Annotated in this window: 15 protein-coding genes; 6 read left to right on the top strand and 9 right to left on the bottom strand. The window is 64.6% G+C overall.

Going from position 1 to position 18785, the window contains the following annotated elements; genetic code table 11:
* Positions 1-287: 287 nt before the first annotated feature.
* From ACFULT_RS03840 to ACFULT_RS03825, 4 genes are all read right to left on the bottom strand, one after another.
* Positions 288-1574, bottom strand: a complete 1287-nt coding sequence (locus ACFULT_RS03840) for a lipase family protein (RefSeq protein WP_378480652.1) — start codon at positions 1572-1574, stop codon at positions 288-290.
* Between the two features lie 84 nt (positions 1575-1658).
* Entirely contained in the window at positions 1659-3143 is a 1485-nt protein-coding gene (locus tag ACFULT_RS03835; protein WP_378480651.1) for a YdiU family protein, read from the bottom strand.
* Positions 3144-3179: 36 nt separating this feature from the next.
* Positions 3180-3887, bottom strand: coding sequence for a GAF and ANTAR domain-containing protein (locus ACFULT_RS03830; RefSeq protein WP_037111892.1), 708 nt, complete (start codon positions 3885-3887; stop codon positions 3180-3182).
* Between the two features lie 159 nt (positions 3888-4046).
* A complete protein-coding gene (locus tag ACFULT_RS03825) occupies positions 4047-4169 on the bottom strand; it encodes a hypothetical protein (protein WP_255032813.1) in 123 nt (40 codons plus the stop codon).
* Positions 4170-4343: 174 nt separating this feature from the next.
* On the opposite strand from ACFULT_RS03825, the gene ACFULT_RS03820 reads away from it, so the two are divergent.
* Together ACFULT_RS03820 and ACFULT_RS03815 are read left to right on the top strand one after the other, a co-directional pair.
* Entirely contained in the window at positions 4344-6536 is a 2193-nt protein-coding gene (locus ACFULT_RS03820; RefSeq protein WP_378480650.1) for a putative bifunctional diguanylate cyclase/phosphodiesterase, read from the top strand.
* Positions 6537-6545: 9 nt separating this feature from the next.
* On the top strand, positions 6546-7349 hold the full coding sequence (locus ACFULT_RS03815; RefSeq protein ID WP_378480649.1) for a DNA-formamidopyrimidine glycosylase family protein: 804 nt from the start codon (positions 6546-6548) through the stop codon (positions 7347-7349).
* A gap of 4 nt (positions 7350-7353) precedes the next feature.
* On the opposite strand, the gene ACFULT_RS03810 is transcribed toward ACFULT_RS03815, so the two are convergent.
* The gene (locus ACFULT_RS03810; protein ID WP_037199516.1) at positions 7354-7542 is read right to left on the bottom strand and encodes a three-helix bundle dimerization domain-containing protein; all 189 of its coding nucleotides are present in this window, start codon (positions 7540-7542) and stop codon (positions 7354-7356) included.
* Between the two features lie 209 nt (positions 7543-7751).
* Between ACFULT_RS03810 and ACFULT_RS03805 the strand changes: the two genes are divergently transcribed.
* On the top strand, positions 7752-8804 hold the full coding sequence (locus ACFULT_RS03805) for an ABC transporter substrate-binding protein (protein ID WP_378480648.1): 1053 nt from the start codon (positions 7752-7754) through the stop codon (positions 8802-8804).
* Between the two features lie 30 nt (positions 8805-8834).
* Here the strand turns inward: ACFULT_RS03805 and ACFULT_RS03800 are convergent, their stop codons facing one another.
* From ACFULT_RS03800 to ACFULT_RS03785, 4 genes are read right to left on the bottom strand one after another with little or no spacing between them, the layout of a single operon-like run.
* A complete protein-coding gene (locus ACFULT_RS03800) occupies positions 8835-10421 on the bottom strand; it encodes a dipeptide ABC transporter ATP-binding protein (RefSeq protein ID WP_378480647.1) in 1587 nt (528 codons plus the stop codon).
* A complete protein-coding gene (locus ACFULT_RS03795; protein WP_378480646.1) occupies positions 10418-11257 on the bottom strand; it encodes an ABC transporter permease in 840 nt (279 codons plus the stop codon). Before ACFULT_RS03795 ends, ACFULT_RS03800 begins: the two co-directional genes overlap by 4 nt.
* Positions 11254-12213, bottom strand: coding sequence for an ABC transporter permease (locus tag ACFULT_RS03790; RefSeq protein ID WP_019665654.1), 960 nt, complete (start codon positions 12211-12213; stop codon positions 11254-11256). Before ACFULT_RS03790 ends, ACFULT_RS03795 begins: the two co-directional genes overlap by 4 nt.
* Positions 12210-13775, bottom strand: coding sequence for an ABC transporter substrate-binding protein (locus ACFULT_RS03785; RefSeq protein WP_378480645.1), 1566 nt, complete (start codon positions 13773-13775; stop codon positions 12210-12212). Before ACFULT_RS03785 ends, ACFULT_RS03790 begins: the two co-directional genes overlap by 4 nt.
* Positions 13776-13985: 210 nt before the next feature.
* Here ACFULT_RS03785 and ACFULT_RS03780 point away from each other — a divergent pair, with 210 nt between their 5' ends.
* The 3 genes from ACFULT_RS03780 to ACFULT_RS03770 are packed head-to-tail and all read left to right on the top strand — an operon-like array spanning position 13986 to position 18770.
* A complete protein-coding gene (locus ACFULT_RS03780) occupies positions 13986-14921 on the top strand; it encodes a TauD/TfdA dioxygenase family protein (protein WP_378480644.1) in 936 nt (311 codons plus the stop codon).
* On the top strand, positions 14921-17200 hold the full coding sequence (locus tag ACFULT_RS03775; RefSeq protein WP_378480643.1) for an arylsulfatase: 2280 nt from the start codon (positions 14921-14923) through the stop codon (positions 17198-17200). The genes ACFULT_RS03780 and ACFULT_RS03775 overlap by 1 nt, the downstream gene beginning before the upstream one ends.
* Before the next feature lie 31 nt (positions 17201-17231).
* Positions 17232-18770 (top strand): ABC transporter substrate-binding protein, encoded by a 1539-nt coding sequence (locus ACFULT_RS03770; protein WP_378480642.1) that lies wholly within the window; start codon positions 17232-17234, stop codon positions 18768-18770.
* Positions 18771-18785 lie beyond the last annotated feature (15 nt).

Raw genomic sequence — 18785 nt, 5'->3', positions numbered from 1 at the left:
ACCCCACTTTCGCTCCGACGAGGGGGAGCGCTCCGACTGGGTCAGCCCCTCCCCCCGGACCGAAAGCGGACTCTGGTCAGTCAGACGGACCGAACCCCACTTTCGCTCCGACGAGGGGGAGCGCTCCGACTGGGTCAGCCCCTCCCCCCGGACCGAAAGCGGACTCTGGTCAGTCAGACGGACCGAACCTCACTTTCGCTCCGACGAGGGTTGCGCTCCGACGAGGGTTGCGCTCCGACGAGGGTTGCGCTCCGAGGGGAGCGCTCCGTTGGACGGGGCTCGGGCTGTCAGCCGATGCGGCAACCACCGGCAAGGGGGACGTCGTTGAGCCGGTCGGTGATGTAGTTCAGTGCCAGTCCGGTGCCGTAGCCGTCGATGAGGTCCGGGCCGAAGTGGTTCGGCAGGACGGCTCCGGGGAGGATCGGCGGCAGGTCGTTGCTGACGAAGTCGACGGTGGCGCCCTTGTCGCACCAGTCGACGGCGAGCTGTCTGGCCTGCTCGTAGGGGACGGTGTCGTCGTTGCGACCGCTGGTGACCAGCACAGGGGTGGCCGGAGTCAGCGTGCCGATGCGCTGTTCGTCGAAGATCGGCGCTGCTTCCGGAATCGTGCGCAGATTGGCCAGCAGGGGCTGGTGGTCGGCGGTGAACGTCTCGGTCCGCAGGAAAGGTCGGCGGAGGATGACGTCGCCGATGCAGGCGTTGCTCAACTCGGCCATGACGGCTTTACCCTCGGGGGTGAGTCGGGCATTGAAGGGTTCCAGCAACTCGGGCCTGCGAGCAACGAATCCGTTGACCGCGAATCCGATGACACCACCGATGAGTGTTCCGTCGACCTGCCCGAGTGTCGCCAACAGGTCCGCCGGCGGTGCACCCGCCCAGGTGCCCTTGACGTTCAGTTCCGGTGCATACGTCGGCTGCATCTCCGCGGCCGCGGCGACGGCGCCACCGCCTTGCGAATAGCCCCAGAGCGCAAGCGGAGTCGACGTTCCGGTACCACTGAGGACGTTCGCGACGCGGGCTGCGTCGAGCACTGCATGTGCTTCTTCGATGCGGTTGACGTACGTGTGCACACCGGGCGTGCCGAGACCGACGTAGTCGGTGACGAACACCCGCGCACCGCGTGCGATCCAGACGGACGCCGCGAGCTGTTCCTGGTTGGCCGAGAACGAGACCGGATCGAGTGTGGCGTTCAGTCCCGTCTGGAACGCCTTCGACGGCGCACACTGATCCCCCTGCCCGACGGTTCCGGGTGCCACGATGATCGTGGGGCGCTCCCCGGTGCCGAGCCAGGGCTGGCTTGCCTCGATGTACGTCCCGGTGACGGCGACCGGCGAATCGTCCTGCAACCGTGAGGAATACATGACCCGCTGGGCCTTGCCGGGCCAGGTGCCGTCGGCGCCGGGAAACGACGCGAGGAGAGGGAGCGGCTCGGTGCGGACGAGCGAGCCCGGCGTCGAATCGAATTCTGCGGGTGGAGAATAGAAGTCCGGGGCCGGGTCGGCCGATGCCGTCGCCGCCGGAATCAACACCGCAGCAGCTAAAGACAGTACGACCGTGACGACGCGCAGATTCACCGTATCCCCCAAGGATGACCCAGTCGCGGGTGGCTTGGATCACACGCGAAGTGGGCTAAACCTAGACAGAATCGGCGGTGAGTGTCAAGTTCCGCAGAACGTCTGGAACCCACTCGCGAAGACAGCAGGCGCCGGTCCGGCGAACTCCGCCCAGTCGGGACGAACCTCGAACGGATGAGTGACAACCTCGAGAAGCGTCGTGAACTGGCTCATATCCCCGCCCGTCGCAGCCACGAGGGCCGCGTCGACGAGGTGATTTCGCGGGATGTACACCGGGTTGACGCAGTCCATCGCATCGGCCACGGCCGCGGGATCGCCGACCAACGCCGAACGCCAACGCGGCTCCCACGCCGCAAGCCACGAGGGAACGAAAAATCCAGCCCCCACGGTCGTTCCTGCCGGCTCCACTCCTGCCCCCACGGTCGTTCCTGCCGGCTCCACTCCTGCCCCCACGGTCGTTCCTGCCGGCTCCACTCCTGCCCTCAACGAGTCCGCCAGCATGCGGAACGTCCCTGTCCAGTCCGCACCCTCGGCCTGCAGGACCGCCAGGAAGTCGTCGATCAGACCCCTGTCCGGCGAGGCCAAGCCGAGCTTCGACGCCATTCCAGCCGTGAAGTAACCGTCGTACCGCGTGTCGAAACTTTCCAGTACTGCGGTGACCTGGGCGATAGCGTCGTCGGGCACCTCACTGATCAACCGCAGCAGGGTCTCGCCGAACCGCGCGAGATTCCACTTCAGCACCGCGGGCTGGTTGCCGAACGCGTACCGCCCGCCCTGGTCGATGGAGCTGAAGACGGCAGCCGGGTCGTACCCGTCGATGAACGCACACGGTCCGTAGTCGATGGTCTGGCCGGAGATGGTGGTGTTGTCGGTGTTCATGACGCCGTGCACGAACCCGGCGAGCATCCACTTGGCCACCAACGATGCCTGTGCATCGACCACAGCCTCGAAGAACGCCAGGTAATCGCCCGTCGCGGCGGGGTAGTGACGCTCGATCGCGTAGTCCGCCAACGGTTGAACGAGGCCGTCCCGACGAACGGCGAACTCGAACGTTCCGACCCGAATGTGGCTGGCCGCGACGCGCGTCAGCACCGCACCCGGCTCCGGCCCGTTTCGGTACACATCCCGCCCGGTGGCCGTCACGGCCAGCGAACGCGTCGTGGGAATCGCCAACGCGTGCATGGCCTCGCTGATCAGGTACTCGCGCAACATCGGGCCGACGACAGCAAATCCGTCGCCTCCGCGGGAGAACGGCGTCGGGCCGGATCCTTTGAGATGAACGTCCACCCGCCCGTCGCCGACGGGCACTTCCCCGAGCAGCAGTGCGCGTCCGTCGCCGAGAAGCGGTGCGTAACCGCCGAATTGGTGACCCGCGTAGGCCATGGCCACCGGGCTGGCCCCGGAGGGAGCGCTGGCGCCCGCCAGAACGTCGACACCGACGTCGGGGATCCCCAACTCGCCGGCGAGGGCGTCGTTGAACACCAGCAACTGCGGACTCGGTGCGTCGGCGCCCTGCCAGGGCAGCACGAGCGCATCCAATCGATCGGCGTAGGTGCTCTCGAACGTCATACTTCGACAGTAACCTCGAGCACGGTCGACTTCCGACTACTGCGACACGGATTCGGCGGCCACGAGTTCCGCGGCAACGTCGTGGAGTCGCTGGTTACGTTCTTGCGACAGCTTGACCAGCAGGTCGAAGGCGCGGAGGGCGTCGATGGAGTACCGCTCCATCAGCATTCCCTTGGCCTGGCCGATGATGTCCCGTCGTGCGAGCGCCGACTTCAGTTGGTCCCGCTCGCGCGCGGCCAGAAGGGCCAGCGCTGCGTGGGTCGCGACGGCTTCCCCGACGACCAGATCGTCCTCGTCGAACGCGTCGGTGCATTTGCTGTAGAAGACCAGGGCGCCGAGGTCGCCGTCACCGGAGTACAGCCGGAACGCAGCCAGGGATCGCACCCCTTCCGCCACCGCGATCTTCGCGAACTGCGGCCACCTCTGCTCACCGTCGAGCTCCCCGGACACGACGGTGTCGAGGTGCCGGAGTTCGTTGTCGATGGGACCTTCGTCCAACTCGTACTGCAGGCGGCACATCTCCTCGGCGACGGAATCCGTCGAGGCGACCACGGTGCGTTTCCCCTTCTCCAGGGTGGTGACGCATCCGTGGTGGACATTGCCGATCAGGTCGATCGACAGCGCCAGGATCTGCTGGACGGTTTCCTCGACCGTGCGGTTGCCCTTGCGCAGGTCACGCGCGAAGTCCGCGAGTCCCGACAACGTCGGCGAATTGTCCGACGCTCGCGCGGTGGGTTCAGCCATCGTTCACCTCAGTCCGAGCTGCATGCAATCAACGTTGATGCAGGTAGCAGCGCGGAACCATGGCGTGCACCTGCTCCGGGTGACGACGCCGCTGCTCGACGGATGCCCCTCCGGTTCGACCACGAACTGCGATCGACGACGCACATCATATCCGGCGTTCTAGAGATCCTCGTCTTCGTCGTCCCAGTTGCCGATCGATCCAAGTCCACGGCTGATGCGCAGAGCGAAGATGAGCGCTATCACGATCCACAGCGCCACGATGCCCAGAATCCACCACCACATTTCGCCAGTGTGCAGGGAAACGAGCAGGTTTGTCGGGCGAAAGGACGAAGTGGTTCGAGTCCGCCATCGTTGGGTATCCGACGGCTCTTGTGCGCTCCCATGGATTCAGCACTTATCGACTGGACCAGGCCATACCATGTGTTGTCGACTGTCAGTTGGCCTGAAAGGACGGCTATGCCGGATCCGACCGATGACCTGGCCGTACTGCAGGCGATACTGGACCTGTCGCCCGATCTGATCGCATTGTCCGAATTCTCCGGTGCGGTGCTGTATGTCAACCCGGCCGGGCGTGCACTCGTCGGACTCGATTGCTTGCCGGACGGCGACGCTCTCACGACTGACATGTTCTTCACCGTTCGCGGCCTCCTGGTGGCTGACGAGGTCGAGGCGAGTCTGAGGCATACCGGTCAGTGGCGGGGATTGAGCGAACTTCGCCATCACCGCACGGACGTCGCCATCCCCGTCGCAGTCTCAGCTTTCGTCCTCGAGAGCCACGACGGCTTCCCCGGCAAGATCGCCACGATCATTCGGGACAGGACGGCCGGGCACCACCGCGACGAAGAATTGCAGGCCGTGGCCGCGACGGCCAGACAGCACGCAGCCGAGCAACAAGCGCTCGCCGAACTCAGCCGCCTCAGTGTGCACGCCGACCTCGCGCAGTTGATGTCGGCCGCAGCTCTGGCCGCCGCGACGCTTCTGGGCGTCGAATCCGCAGCCGTCGTCCACCAGACGCATGCCGGGGACAGCACCCTGAACGTTCTCGCTGCCAGCCGGACCCTGTCCCCGCGCGCGTCCATTCCGGCCGGCAACCATTCGATGGCCGGTTACGCACTGCAGCACAACATCCCGGTTATCTGCCCGGACATCGCCACCGAAGATCGCTTCGACACCTCGACAATGGCAGGACTCGAGATGCGCAGCGGCGCAGCGGTACCGGTCCCTTTCGCCTCATCGGAGCACTGGGGTGCACTGGCGGTGTACGGACACGAGCCACGGATGTACAGTGCCGACGAAATGAGCTTCCTCGCCGCCGTCGCCAGCGTCGTGACGTCAGCGCTCAAACGCGTGGAGCTGGACCGACAGCTGTGGCTCAAGAGCATGCACGACGCCCTGACGTCACTCCCCAATCGGACGCTGGCGTACGAGTTCGTCGACGATGCGCTCATGCGGAACCACTCGGAATGCAGTCACGTTGCGCTCCTGCTCCTCGACATCGACGACTTCAAGATCATCAACGACAGCCTCGGACACGAGAGCGGGGACCGTGCTCTCGTCCGATTCAGCGAGCGCCTCACCGACGCCGTGGGAGAACGAGGCACCGTAGCCCGGCTCGGGGGCGACGAGTTCCTCGTCATGTACCAGAACATCCAGGGACCTGACGAGGCAGAAGAGTTTGCCCGCCACATAATTTCGATGCTGGGCGCGCCTCTGCGCCCGGGTGACGGCCCCATCCCGATGAGCGTCAGCATCGGCATCGCCCTGTCGGAACCGTCGATGACCCGGCGCGATCTCATTCACCGAGCCGACCTGGCAATGTACCGCGCCAAGGACAGCGGCGACGGCGGGTACGCACTTTTCGACCGCGACGACCTGTACGACGCGGACCGCGTCCGATCGTTGTCGATCGACCTACGGAACGCCCTGGCCGCAGGAGATCTCAGACTGCATTATCAACCGCTGATACAGATCTCCACCGGTAAGATCGTTGCAGTCGAGGCACTGGCACGCTGGAACCATCCGGAGCGAGGACCGATCGAACCGACCGAGTTCGTCGCCGTCGCAGAAAGGACCGGCCTGGCCACCGCCCTGGGCTCGTGGGCGCTCCGCACCGCGTGCGCGCAGGCGGTGCAGTGGAGAACGTTCTCGGACATCACCATCCGTGTGAACGTAAGCGCTCTTCAGCTGCGTAACAGCGCTTTTCCCGACGACGTCGCCGCCGTACTACGCGACACCGGGTTACCTCCGGAGGCCCTCGGCCTCGAAATCACCGAAACGGTATGGGTCTCCGACACCGCCCGCGTCTCCGCGACCCTCGCAGCCCTCGGCGCGATGGGCGTTGCACTGCTGCTCGACGACCTGGGCAAAGGGTACGGCTCCATCGCCTACCTCGACCGCTACCCGACGTTCGAGTGCCTCAAGATCGACAGGTCCTACATCGCCGAACTGCCCGGGGAACGTGCCGAAGCGGTCGTCTCCGCGATCGTCATGCTCGCCACTGCATTCGACGTCACCGTCGTCGGCGAAGGCGTCGAGAACCAGGCGCAGTACGACGCCCTCGTGGCCGCCGGATGCCATCTGGCCCAGGGCTTCCACCTGGGTCGACCCGTCGATGCGGAACGCACGACGGCGCTACTGCGACAAGCGTGAGCACACCGCGTGCCCGAAGGTGACTCCGTTTACCGCCTCGCCCGACGCCTGAGAGCGGCGCTGGACGGGCGAACACTGCGCATCGGCAGGTTGAATGTCCCGGCGCACGCGACCGTCGACCTCGCCGGGCGGGTGATCACCGGGCACCGCACCCATGGCAAACATCTGTTCACCGACTTCGACGACGGGACCGCGCTGCACACCCACCTGAAGATGACCGGATCCTGGACCGTCACGCGTCCCGGCCGCCGACTACCCGCACGCTTGACCCCCGATGTCCGAGTTCACCTGTCCTGCACGGACGGACCCACCGCCTATGGTCTGACGCTTCCCGTCGTCGACTACGGCTCCCGATCCGACATGAACCGACTTCTCGCGCACCTCGGGCCCGACCCGCTGCACGACGATTTCGATGCCGCGTTGGCCACATCGAACGTCAGGGCGCAAGGCGGCGTGCCGATCATCTCGGCCTTGCTCGATCAACGCGTCATAGCCGGGCCCGGAAACCTCTGGGCCAACGAACTCTGCTTCTTGCGTGGACTGCACCCGCAGCGACCAGCCGACTCGGTGGATGCACCCGCGCTCGTCGCGTTACTGCACCGCGCGATGACACATTCCGCAACAGTCGACGGAGCCCATCAGATCACCACGGGTGACCGACGAAAAGGACGGCAGCACTGGGTCGCCGGCCGAGCAGGCAAGCCCTGCCTTCGCTGCGGGACCATCATTGCAGTCACTGCCGAAGTCCCCGGTGATCCCGCGCGACGCCGAACCTGGTGGTGCCCCTCCTGCCAGCCGGCAGCATCGGGTTAGGGCATCAGGACAGGCGCGCGACCGCGTCCTTCTCCACGAACAGCGGCACGAAATCACGGATCGACCCACCGTCGAACTTGCGATGCGCTTCCGCGACGGCCGCGTCGACATCTGCCTCGGGGAACCGGGCAGCAAGCCTCGAACGGATCTCGTCGAGGGCGCGCTGTTCTTCTGTGGTGATGGTCTGCTGCATGCCACAGATGATGCCCGTGCGACGCTCGGTTTTCAAAGGACATCCGTGCACTAACTTGATATTCGTTCAGCTCAGCGGCGCTGTGCGCTGCAGCGATGCGGTGAACGTCACGTTCGGCGCGACAGGCCAGCATCTCCCACATCCCATGCGAAATAGAGTAGCGTAGCCTAACCTCTCGTCCGAATTGTCTACTTCGAAGGGGCCTGTCCATGCACTCCACCACTGCGAAGCGTCGCTGGTCGCGCCTGATACCCGTAGTCGCCGCGACGGCCGCGCTGGCGCTCGTCGGATGCTCGTCGTCCGAGAACCCGGAGGAAGGCGGTACCGATTCCCCGACTGCCGGCCTCCTGCCCGACGCCGAGGGCACCACGCAGTACCCCTTCACCGTGGACACATGGGCGGGCGATTTCGTCATCGAAGAGCGCCCCGAACGCGTTGCCGTGATCGGCTTCAACACCGGCCTGGACGCCCTGCAAGCACTCGATGTCACGCCGGTGTACGCGCTGACGGAGGATCCGGTCTGGGAATGGCGAGACACCGACTACTTCTCGCAGATCGAATTCGTCGACGGAGCGACCCGCAGCGACCCGGTGAACTTCGAGAACATCGCCAACACCAACCCCGACGTCATCATCTCGCTGAACTACGGACTCGAACAGACGGACGTGGATCGCCTCACCGACATCGCACCCTACGTCGACCTGTCCACCGTCCCGGGTGACAAAGCGGACTGGCGCGAGGGCCAGCGCATCGTCGGCGAGGTTCTCGATCTTCAGACTGCTGCGGAGGCCGTCATCGACGAGGCCGACCGCAGAATCTCCGACGTCGCCGCCGCACATCCCGAGTACGAGGGCAAAACCGTCACGATCGCAACGGATTACGCCGGCAGCGGCATCGACTACTACTCCGTCGCAGGCGGCACCGCCGAATCCTTCATGACGGATCTGGGATTCACTCCCAATCCCATCGCCACCGAATTCACCGACGATCCCGCCGTCGCCGACGAAGCACTCGAGAAACTGGACGGCGACATCCTGATCGTCTCGTACTTCGACGACGCCACCCAGCAGGCCAGGGAGTCCTCCGGGCTCTTCCAGCGCCTCCCGCCCGTCGTCGACGGCCGCTACCACGCCGTCAACGACGCCCAGCCGAACTCGGGATCACAGGCCACCTGGGTCCTCCGCCGCGGCGCCAGCGCCCTCAGCCTCCCCTGGGCCGCGGAAACCATCTCCGACATCTGGCTCGCCGATGTCGTGAAGTAACCCTCCGTCACCCGTGCGCGCCGAACCGCCTCATCCGGCCCGCACGGGTGCAGTGGGTGCACTCTCGATCAGATGTCGGGTGTACTCGTGTTGTGGGTTCCGGAACACCTCAGCGGCGAGCCCCTCCTCCACCACTGTCCCGCGCCGAAGTACGACGACCCGATCGGCGACGCTGTCCACCACAGCCAGGTCATGGCTGACGAAGAGGCAGGCGAAGCCGAATTCTTCCCGCAACTCGGCGAACAACTCCAGTACGTGAGCTTGCACCGACACATCGAGCGCGCTCGTCGGCTCGTCCGCTACCAGCAGCTTCGGCGACAGCGCGAGAGCCCGAGCCAGTGCGACGCGCTGACGCTGCCCACCCGAGAGCTCCGACGGTCTGCGGTCCACGAAGTCCGCTGGTAAACGGACCGATTCGAGCAGTTGCTTCGTCCTCGACCGCACCTCGGCGCCGGTGGCCACTTTGTGCACCACCAGAGGCTCACCGATGCTCTGCCCGACGCTTCGGCGCGGGTCCAGCGAGGCCGCAGGATCCTGATGCACCAGGGCGACGCCTCGCCGAAGCGCCCGCAATTCCGACGCACGCAAGTGTCCGACCGTCGCCCCGAGTAGCTCGACTCGGCCGGTGGTCGCAGGCACCAACCCCAGGGCCAGTCGACCGAGAGTCGTTTTGCCCGAACCGGATTCACCGACCAACCCGAGAACTTCGCCGGCCGAGAGCGTCAGGTCGACGCCCTCGATCGCGGTGAAGGACGCCGCACCGAAGCGACCCGGATACACGACGGAAACGTCGCTCAGACGGAGGACCTCGGCGGATCTTTTCTCGTGCACCCGATCACGGACCTCGTGCAGTCGTGGAACCGCGTCGAGTAGATCGCGGGTGTATTGGTGCGACGGATCGGAGAACAATCGGTCCACCGGCTGCCTCTCGAGCACTCGGCCCTCGCGCATCACCACGACCGAATCGGCGATCTCCGCGACGACCCCCATGTTGTGGGTGATCAACAGAATGGCTGTGCCACGAGTCTTACGCAGCCGCTGCAACAGGTCGAGTATCTCGGCCTGCACGGTGACGTCCAACGCTGTGGTCGGCTCGTCGGCGATCAGAAGGTCAGGTTCACCGGACAGTGCGAGGGCGATGACGACACGCTGCTTCTGACCCCCGGACAGCTGATGCGGATACCAATCGACCCGGGATGCGGCGTCGGGAATCTCCACCAGTTCCAGCAGTTCGATTGCCCGGCAGCGAGCCTCGGACTTGGATATCCTGCCGTGTGCCTGCAGAGCTTGCGTGATCTGCCACCCGATCTTCTGGACCGGGTTGAGAGCGGTCTGCGGCTCCTGGAAGATCATCGCTGCCCGGACGCCTCGGACGGACCCGAGCAGAGCCTCGTTCGCGCCGATCAACTGTGTGTCTCCGAGAGTCACCGAGCCGGTCGCGTCGGCACCGTCGGGTAGCAACCCGAGAATCGTTCGGGCCGTGAGCGACTTACCGGAACCGGACTCACCCACCAGTGCGACTATCTCACCGTCGTCGACGCCGATGCTCACTCCGTCGACGACCGGGGCAGCCGTCCCGAACGCGATGGTGAGATCTTCGATCTTCAACAAGGTCATGACCGGCGCTCCCGTCCGATGCCCTGGGCGATGAGGAGAAAGCCGAGGACGAGCAGTGCGACGACGACGAGCGGTCCGACAGCGAACGCCGCGTTGATGTCCAGATTCGGGATGGAGTCGGAGATGATCGACCCGAGCGACGGTTCCGGCGGCCGGACGCCGATACCGATGAAACTCATCGCACTCTCGACGAACACAGCGAGGGAGAGCGACAGCGATACCTGAACTCCGATGGGCTCCAGCGAGTTCGGCAGCACGTGCGTGCGCAGGACGAACAGTTTGCCCGCTCCGATGACCTCGGCCGCTTCGACGTACGGTTGTTCCCGCACCTTCAGCACCGATGTTCTGATCAACCGACCGAAAATCGGCAGCTCGGCCAGGACGATCACCACGCCGACGGTGAACGCACCAGGACCGATGATGGCGGCGAGCGTGATGGCGAGGATCAAGGCGGGGAAGGCCAGCACGACGTCGAAGATTCGTTGTGCGGCAGTGTCGGCCGCCGGATGCAGCGTCGACACCAACCCGACGAGACCACCGATGATCGCACCGATCGGCACCGCGACAAATGCGATCTCGAGATCGATTCTGATGCCGTACAGCACTCGCGAGAGCACGTCGCGGTTGACCTGGTCGGTTCCCAGCCAATGATCCGCGTTGGGCGCCAGCAAGTTTGCGCCGGAGATCTGTTCCAGCGGATCGTACGGAGCCAACAGCGGAGCCAAGATACCGGCCAGCGCAATGACACCGACGATGATCACTCCCACCAGCCCCTGACCACTCGTCAGGCCACTCCACCTGGTCCGCGTCCCTACTGGTTCGTCGAGGACGGTCATGACGGTGCTCCGATGCGAATCCGGGGGTCGAGGTAGGCGTGCACCACATCGGTCAGGAGCTGGACTGCGACGAACACCGTCACGGACAACAGCAGCAAGACCTGCACGACGGGGTAATCACGCCGGCTGATGCCCTGCTCGATCAACTGACCGATACCTGGCCACGCGAAGATCGCCTCGACCAGAACAGCACCCCCGAGCAACTGCCCGGTCTGCAAACCCAACGCGGTGACCATCGTGGGCAGTGCGTTTCGCAGCGCCGAGCGCGACACCAGATTCCACTGCGACACTCCCAGGGACCGAGCTGTGGTGATGTAGGGCTGTTTCAGTTCGGTGCGCAGGGACTCCGTCAGAAACCGCGTCAGAGCGGCCGCCACCGGTAATGCCAGGCACACGGCGGGGAGAAGCAGATACTGCACGGTGATGTCGGGACGAGCGAGGAACCCGTCGGGCGGTACCCCGCCCGCCGGCAGTACCGGCAGCAACACAGCGAAAAACAGAACGAGCAGCACACCGGACACGAACGGCGGCAACGCCACGGCAACGGTGTTGGCACCGTTGACCAGCGCGGTGAGCCAGCGTCTCGGCCACGCCACGGACGCAACCGAAAGCCCGACCGACACCACGACCGCCAGCAGCAGCGCCGTCACCGACAGCACGACGGTGTTGAGCAGGCCGTCGAACACGAGGTCCGCAATGGTTCCGCCGATGACGTACGAGCGCCCGAGGTCGAACGTGACCACGCCCCAGAGCCAGGTCGAGTACTGCACCGGGATCGATTTGTCCAGTCCCAGTTGCGCTCTGATCGCGGCGATGGATTCCTCGGACGCGTCGGGCCCGGCCAACGTCGTCGCGGCGTCACCCGGTACCAGGCGAAGCACCAGGAAGATGACGACGGACGCGAGGAACAGTACGAGCAGTGCCGACGGAATCTTGTGCAGCAGGTAGCGCGTCATGACAGAAAGACATCCGTCAGCAGGACTTCCGATCGCTTCGTCCAATCGAGACCGTGCACGCTGTTGGCGGTGACAACCTGGTTGAACGTCACGCCGATCTCGATCAGGAACAGGCTTTCGAGCAGCTCCAGGCTGACCGCCGAGTACTTCTCCTTCGCCTCGTCGCCGGTGCCGTCGGCCACTTGCCACGCCGCGTCGGCAGCAGCCTGATACGAGGGCGACTCGTACCGTGACGCGTTCTTCAGTGCATTGAACGGATACGCGCTGACCGTCAGCGTCGACGGCGTGTACTGCGCCCAGGAATGGAACGTCACCCACAGCGCGGGGAACTGTTGCCCGATCAGCTGTTTCACGAACGCGGCACTCTCGACCGGATCGAGTTCGACCGTGACGCCGATCTCGGCCAGGTTCGCCTGCACGATCTGCGCGGTCGCCTCGTAGTACGGGTTTCCCGCCTGATAGGTCAGCGGCAGGGCGGGAATGTTTCCGACCTCGGCGACCAACGCTTTCGCGCGGTCCGTATCGAGAGTGAAGGTCGCGTTGAGGTCCTCGTCGTACGCGGGTGACGTCTTCGGCCACGGAACATTGATCGGGTATCCGGCACCCCGGAATACCTCGGTGATGATCCGGTCACGGTCCAGCGCGAACGCGATCGCCCGACGCAGCCGGACGTCGGACAGTGCCGGGTTCTGCACGTTGGTGCCGACGTAGATCTGCAGCTCGGCACCTTCGAGGTTGTTGGTCGTGTGTGCTCCGCCGTTCGCGAGCGTCTCCGCGTCGCGGTAGTTGATGTTGGTGACCGCCTGCACCTGACCCGACCTGATGGCGTTCGTCAAGGCCTGGGCGTCGGGGATGATCGACACTTCCACGCGGTCCAGATACGGGCGCTCCGGCACCCGGTAACTGTCGTTGCGGACGAAGGTGAGCGACTGATTCGGCGTGCGTTCGGTGAGAACGAAAGGACCGGTACCGACGAACTTCTCACCCGTCCTCAGCTGGTCGATCGATTCGCTGTCCAGGATCGGGACTGTGTCGAGGAGATCGAAGATGTTGCCCAGGGGGTGCGCGAACGTCAGTACGAGCCGGTGCGGATCGGTGGTGTCGAAGGCCGTGATCGCCGCCGCGGTACTGCGCAACTGCGCCGTCCACGTGGGGTCCGCATAGGTGCGAATCGAGAACTCGGCATCCGTCGAGGTGAACGGCCTCCCGGAATGGAACGTGACATCGTCTCGCAGTTCGAGCGTGAGCGACAGGCCGTCGTCGGCGAGTGTCCACGACTCTGCAAGCAAAGGCGTCGGCGATACCTCGTCGTGCGGATACCGGATCAAGCTTTCGTAGACGAGGCCGATGACCGTTGTCGCACCCGCAGTGTTGGTCAGGAAGTTCGCCGGCACCACGTCCTGCGTCACCGCAGTTTTCAGCGTCCCGCCGCGCACCGGGGTCGCGTCGGACGAGCCTGCGTCCTGCTGCTCACCCACCGCGGACGAGCATGCGGCCGCACCGAAGATGGCCAGCGCGCTCAGGCCCACACCGCGCAGCAGAGTGCGCCGGTCGAAAGACATGTTTGTACTCAAGAGGATTCGCTTTCAAGGAGAGACGCAAGTGTGCAGCGAAGCTAGCACCGGCACCTCCGGAACCACAACGTTTCGAGGCACTTGCAATCTTCGTGATCCAAACTGTGGATTGCTCGACGGTTCTATGGTGCGGTGATGCAATCCCGCTCTGCGCCTCAGTTTTTCGCGCAGTGCACCTCCGACGGAAAGGCTCGCTCCATGTCAGTAGACACCGTTCCCGCGACAACCCTTCGGGCAGTGAAGGTCGGCGGCAAGATCGGCGCGCGTATCGAGGGTGTCCGCCTGGGCGGTGACCTGGACACGGAGACCGTCGACTTCATCCGGCGCGCACTGCTCGAACACAAGGTCATCTTCTTCAGCGGACAGGACCACCTCGACGACGAAAGTCAGTACGCGTTCGCCGAGCTTCTCGGTTCTCCGACGACGCCGCACCCCACCGTGACGTCGCGGGGCACGAAGACCCTTGCCATCGACTCCGAGTACGGCAAGGCCAACAGCTGGCACTCGGACGTCACGTTCGTCGACCGCATCCCCAAGGCATCGATTCTTCGCGCCGTGCAGCTCCCGGAATACGGCGGGAACACCACCTGGGCATCGCAGGTCGCAGCCTACGAGAGCCTCCCGGACTCGCTGAAGGCTCTTGTCGACAATCTGTGGGCGACGCACTCGAACGCCTACGACTATTCCGCGACGTCCGCAGAGAAGATCCAGAACGAGAAGTCGGCGGAGTATCGAAAGGAATTCCAGTCCACGTACTTCGAGACCGAGCACCCTGTGGTGCGCGTCCACCCTGAAACCGGTGAGAAGACCCTCGTTCTCGGCCACTTCATCAAGGGATTCATCGGCCTGCCGACCAAGGAATCACAGGTGCTGTTCAACCTTCTCCAGGACCGGGTGACCAAACTGGAGAACACCGTTCGGTGGACGTGGTCCCTCGGCGACGTTGCGATCTGGGACAACCGCGCCACCCAGCACTACGCCGTGGCCGACTGGGACGACCAGTACCGACGGCTCGAGCGCATCACCCTCGCCGGTGATGTCCCGGTCCACCCGAACGGGCAGAAGAGCCGCGTCGTCGCCGGCGACGCAGAGCACTACTCGGTCATCGACGAGCCAGTCCTCATCTCTCTCTGATGTCGATCCCGCCCTACGCGCGGGGGTACGACGGATTCCAGGGTCGAGTCGGCAGAACGGCTGCCGACTCGACCCCGGCCTGGGCCTATCCTCCGTCCGCACCCCCTGGTGCCCCCAACATCGTCGTCATTCTGATCGACGACATGGGCTTCAGTGACACCGGTCCTTACGGCTCGGAGATCGACACTCCTCACCTCGACCGGCTGGCCGCGTCGGGTGTGCGTTTCACCAATTATCATACGACTCCGCTGTGTTCACCGTCCCGCGCGTCACTTCTGACCGGCATCAACGCTCACCGCGCGGGCTACGGTTACGTATCCAACGCCGACCCCGGTTTTCCGGGTTTACGTCTCGAGCTCGCGGACGACGCGCTGACACTACCGGAGATGTTGCGTGACAACGGGTATGCCACCTATGCCGTCGGAAAATGGCACCTCGTCCGCGATGCGAACATGGGCCCTGGCCGAACAAAGGATTCGTGGCCGACGCAGCGCGGATTCGACCGCTACTACGGGTCGCTCGAAGGGCTGAACTCGTTCTTCCACCCCAATCAGTTGACCTCCGACAATGGCGCGGTCGAAACCGAGGAGTACCCCGAGAACTATTACCTCACGGACGATCTGACCGATCACGCCGTCGGCTACATCAAGGATCTACGAGCACACTCGCCGAAGCCGTTCTTTCTGTACTTCGCGCACGTGGCGATGCACGGCCCACTGCAGGCCAAGCAAGCAGATCGTGCGAAGTACCGGGGCAAGTACGCCGCCGGGTGGGACAGGCTGCGCGAAAGTCGATTTGCCCGGCAACTCGCGGACGGGCTCTTCCCCGAGGGAACACGGCAAGCACCGCGGAACAGCGAACCCGGATACGACGTCGAACCATGGGACTCGCTCACCGAGGATCAGCAACGACGCTTCGCGCGCTACATGGAAGTCTATGCAGGGATGGTCGACAGCATCGACCAGAGCATCGGACGTGTACTGCAGGTCATCGAGGACCTCGGTGAACTCGACAACACCATCGTGGTGTTCACCTCGGACAACGGAGGGACAGCGGAAGGCGGGCCGGAAGGGACACGGAGTTACTTCGCGGAGTTCGCAGGCGTGAAGGATCCGGACTGGGTCGGCGACGTGCCCCACGACGAAGATCTCATCGGGACAGCACGGTTGGGAGTGCACTATCCGCGTGGGTGGGGCCAGACATCCAATACGCCGTTCCGGTTCTACAAGGGTCAGACATTCGCCGGCGGTGTGCGCGTGCCCTTCGTGCTGTCGTGGCCGGCAGGGCTACCCGCGCGCGGAGAAATCCGCCATCAGTACGCGTACGTGACCGACCTGGCGCCGACACTACTCGACCTCGCAGGACTGAACGTGCCCGCCGAACGGCAAGGTCGTCCTGCCCTGACGTTCGACGGTGTGTCGTTCGCCGAAGTACTACGTTCCAACGACCCGTCGCGACACCTCGAACAGTATTCCGAGATCACCGGACATCGCGGCTTCTACCGAGACGGCTGGAAGCTACTCGCCCTCGCGGGAGAGGACGTCGGCGCCCCGCAGTGGCAACTGTTCGACGTGCATACCGACCCGACCGAACTACACGACGTATCCACGGACTTTCCGGACAAGGTCGCCGAACTCGCAACTGCTTGGGAGCGCGCTGCGTGGGAGAACACGGTATTCCCGTTGGTCACGCGCGCCGACCTCGCACGGCGCAGGCCCGAAGAAGCGCAGCTGTCCCACCCTGTCACGCTCCTTCCTGGAACGCCCACCCTGGAGCGCTACCGGTCGTCGAGGCTGATCGCCTACCGAGACTTCTCGATCGACGTTGCTCTCGGAAGTGTCGCCGACGGGGTACTCGTGGCGCACGGCGATCCGCAGGGCGGGTACATCCTCTACGTGGAGGACGGACAGATCGTGTTCGGCTTGAACAGTTTTGGACACTACAGATCGGTGAGCGCGTCACTGCCACCGGATGCCTCCCTCGTCACCCTCGAGGCCGTGGTGGCACCGGGATTGCGATGGGACTTCGCCGTATCGGTCGACGCTGTGCACGTAGCAGCACTCCCGAACCAAGTCCAACTGGTCGCGATGGCACCGTGGACCGGCATCTCCGTCGGAGTCGACTCGAGAGGACCGGTGTCCTGGGACCTGCGCGAACGCCGAGGAGTCTTCCGATACACCGGTGCACTGCAGTCGGTCACCTACCGCCCAGGACCGGTACGGGTTCCCCCGGTGACAGTCGACCGCATCGAGACCGAGGCAGAGATTCTCGCGGACTAGGACATTCACGGCTCCGAACAGAAAGGCTCACATGATTTCCCGCAGAGGATTCCTGACCGGCACAGCGGGAGGAGCAACGGCATTGCTCCTCGCCGCGTGCTCGTCGGCGGTCGAGGAAGCGAAGAGCGGATCGGGAGAGACAGGCGGCACACTGGTGATCGGAACACTCAGCGACCTCAACCCCGCGACCATCTTCTCCCAGTCACTGACCTCCATGACCATCGGCGGACTCGTCTTCGACACACTCGTCCGCCTCGACCCCGATACGCTCGAACCGACTCCGCGCGTCGCCACCTCATGGGAGGTTTCCGACGACGGCCTCACCGTGACCCTGCAGCTCCGCGAGGACGTCACATTCCATTCGGGTCGACCCTTCACGTCCAAGGACGTCGAGTACGCGTTCACGAACCTCGCCAAGGACACTGCCGGTTCGCAATTGCAGGCAGCCGCGCGCACGATCGAGGCGGTGGACACCTCCGACGACCACGTCGCCGTACTGACCTTGACGCATCCCCTGGTCAACCTCCACGACCTCCTCGAGTTCACCCTCCTCACCGACTCCGACACCGAAGCCGCACTGCTCGCAGGCGAACAGTTCGTGGGCACCGGCCCCTTCGTCTTCGATTCCTGGCAGCGCGGCCGGCAGTCGGATTGGAGTCGCAACGGGAGCTACTGGGACACCCCCGCATTGCTGGACAAGGTCACCATCCGAGTGGTACCCGACAACTCCGCACTCCTGTCCTCGGTGCGCTCCGGTCAGACCAACGCCGTCATCGGTGTATCCGCCCAGGACGCCAGGCCCTTCTCGGGCGACGGATACCAGGTCGAGAACGAAGACGTGTTCGACGTGGCGTACTACGTCGGGGCGAACGTCGTGGACCCGGCGTTGGCCGACAAACGAATCCGACAAGCAATCTCCTACGCAGTCGACCGCGAGCGAATCCTCGACGAGGTACTCGGCGGCGTCGGTATCGCCTCCAGCGCCCCCTGGCCGGAGTCCTCGCCTGCCTACGACGAGGCCACCCGCGACTTCTACTCCCGCGACCTCGACAAGGCACGCCAGCTACTCGCCGACGCAGGAGGCCCACCGTCACAACCCGTATTGCTCTCCTACGGAACCGGTCTCGCACCGGCACGGAACATCGCCGCGATCATCGAGAACAATCTCGCCGACATCGGATTCACCGTCACCCTCGACCCACGCGAACAAGCGACACTGTCACCGTTCCTGAACAGCGGCCAACACCAACTGTGGATCAACCCACACGGCTTCGCCCAACTCAACCCGTCGACCCTCGCCACCGGCGCTGCACCGTTCAAGCCTGCAAAGAACCTGTCGGGCTACACCTCACCCGAATACACCGCCATCGTCGACCGCCTCTGGACGCAAGCCGACCCGGAAAGCGACACGGCCACAGCGTCGTACACCGAGTTCTCGGATCTTCTGCTCGACGAGCAGTTCGTCATCGACCTCGCCATCACCACGAACACCAACGTCTACTCCGCCGGCGTCTCGGGCATCGAATGGAATCGATACAAAAATTTGATTCTGAACCGCGCAACGGTCTAGGAACTCGGCGCCGAT

It is taken from the genome of Rhodococcus sp. NPDC057297, from assembly GCF_042667435.1.
Lineage (GTDB): Bacteria > Actinomycetota > Actinomycetes > Mycobacteriales > Mycobacteriaceae > Rhodococcoides.
This window is presented reverse-complemented; position numbering and strand designations above follow the sequence as displayed.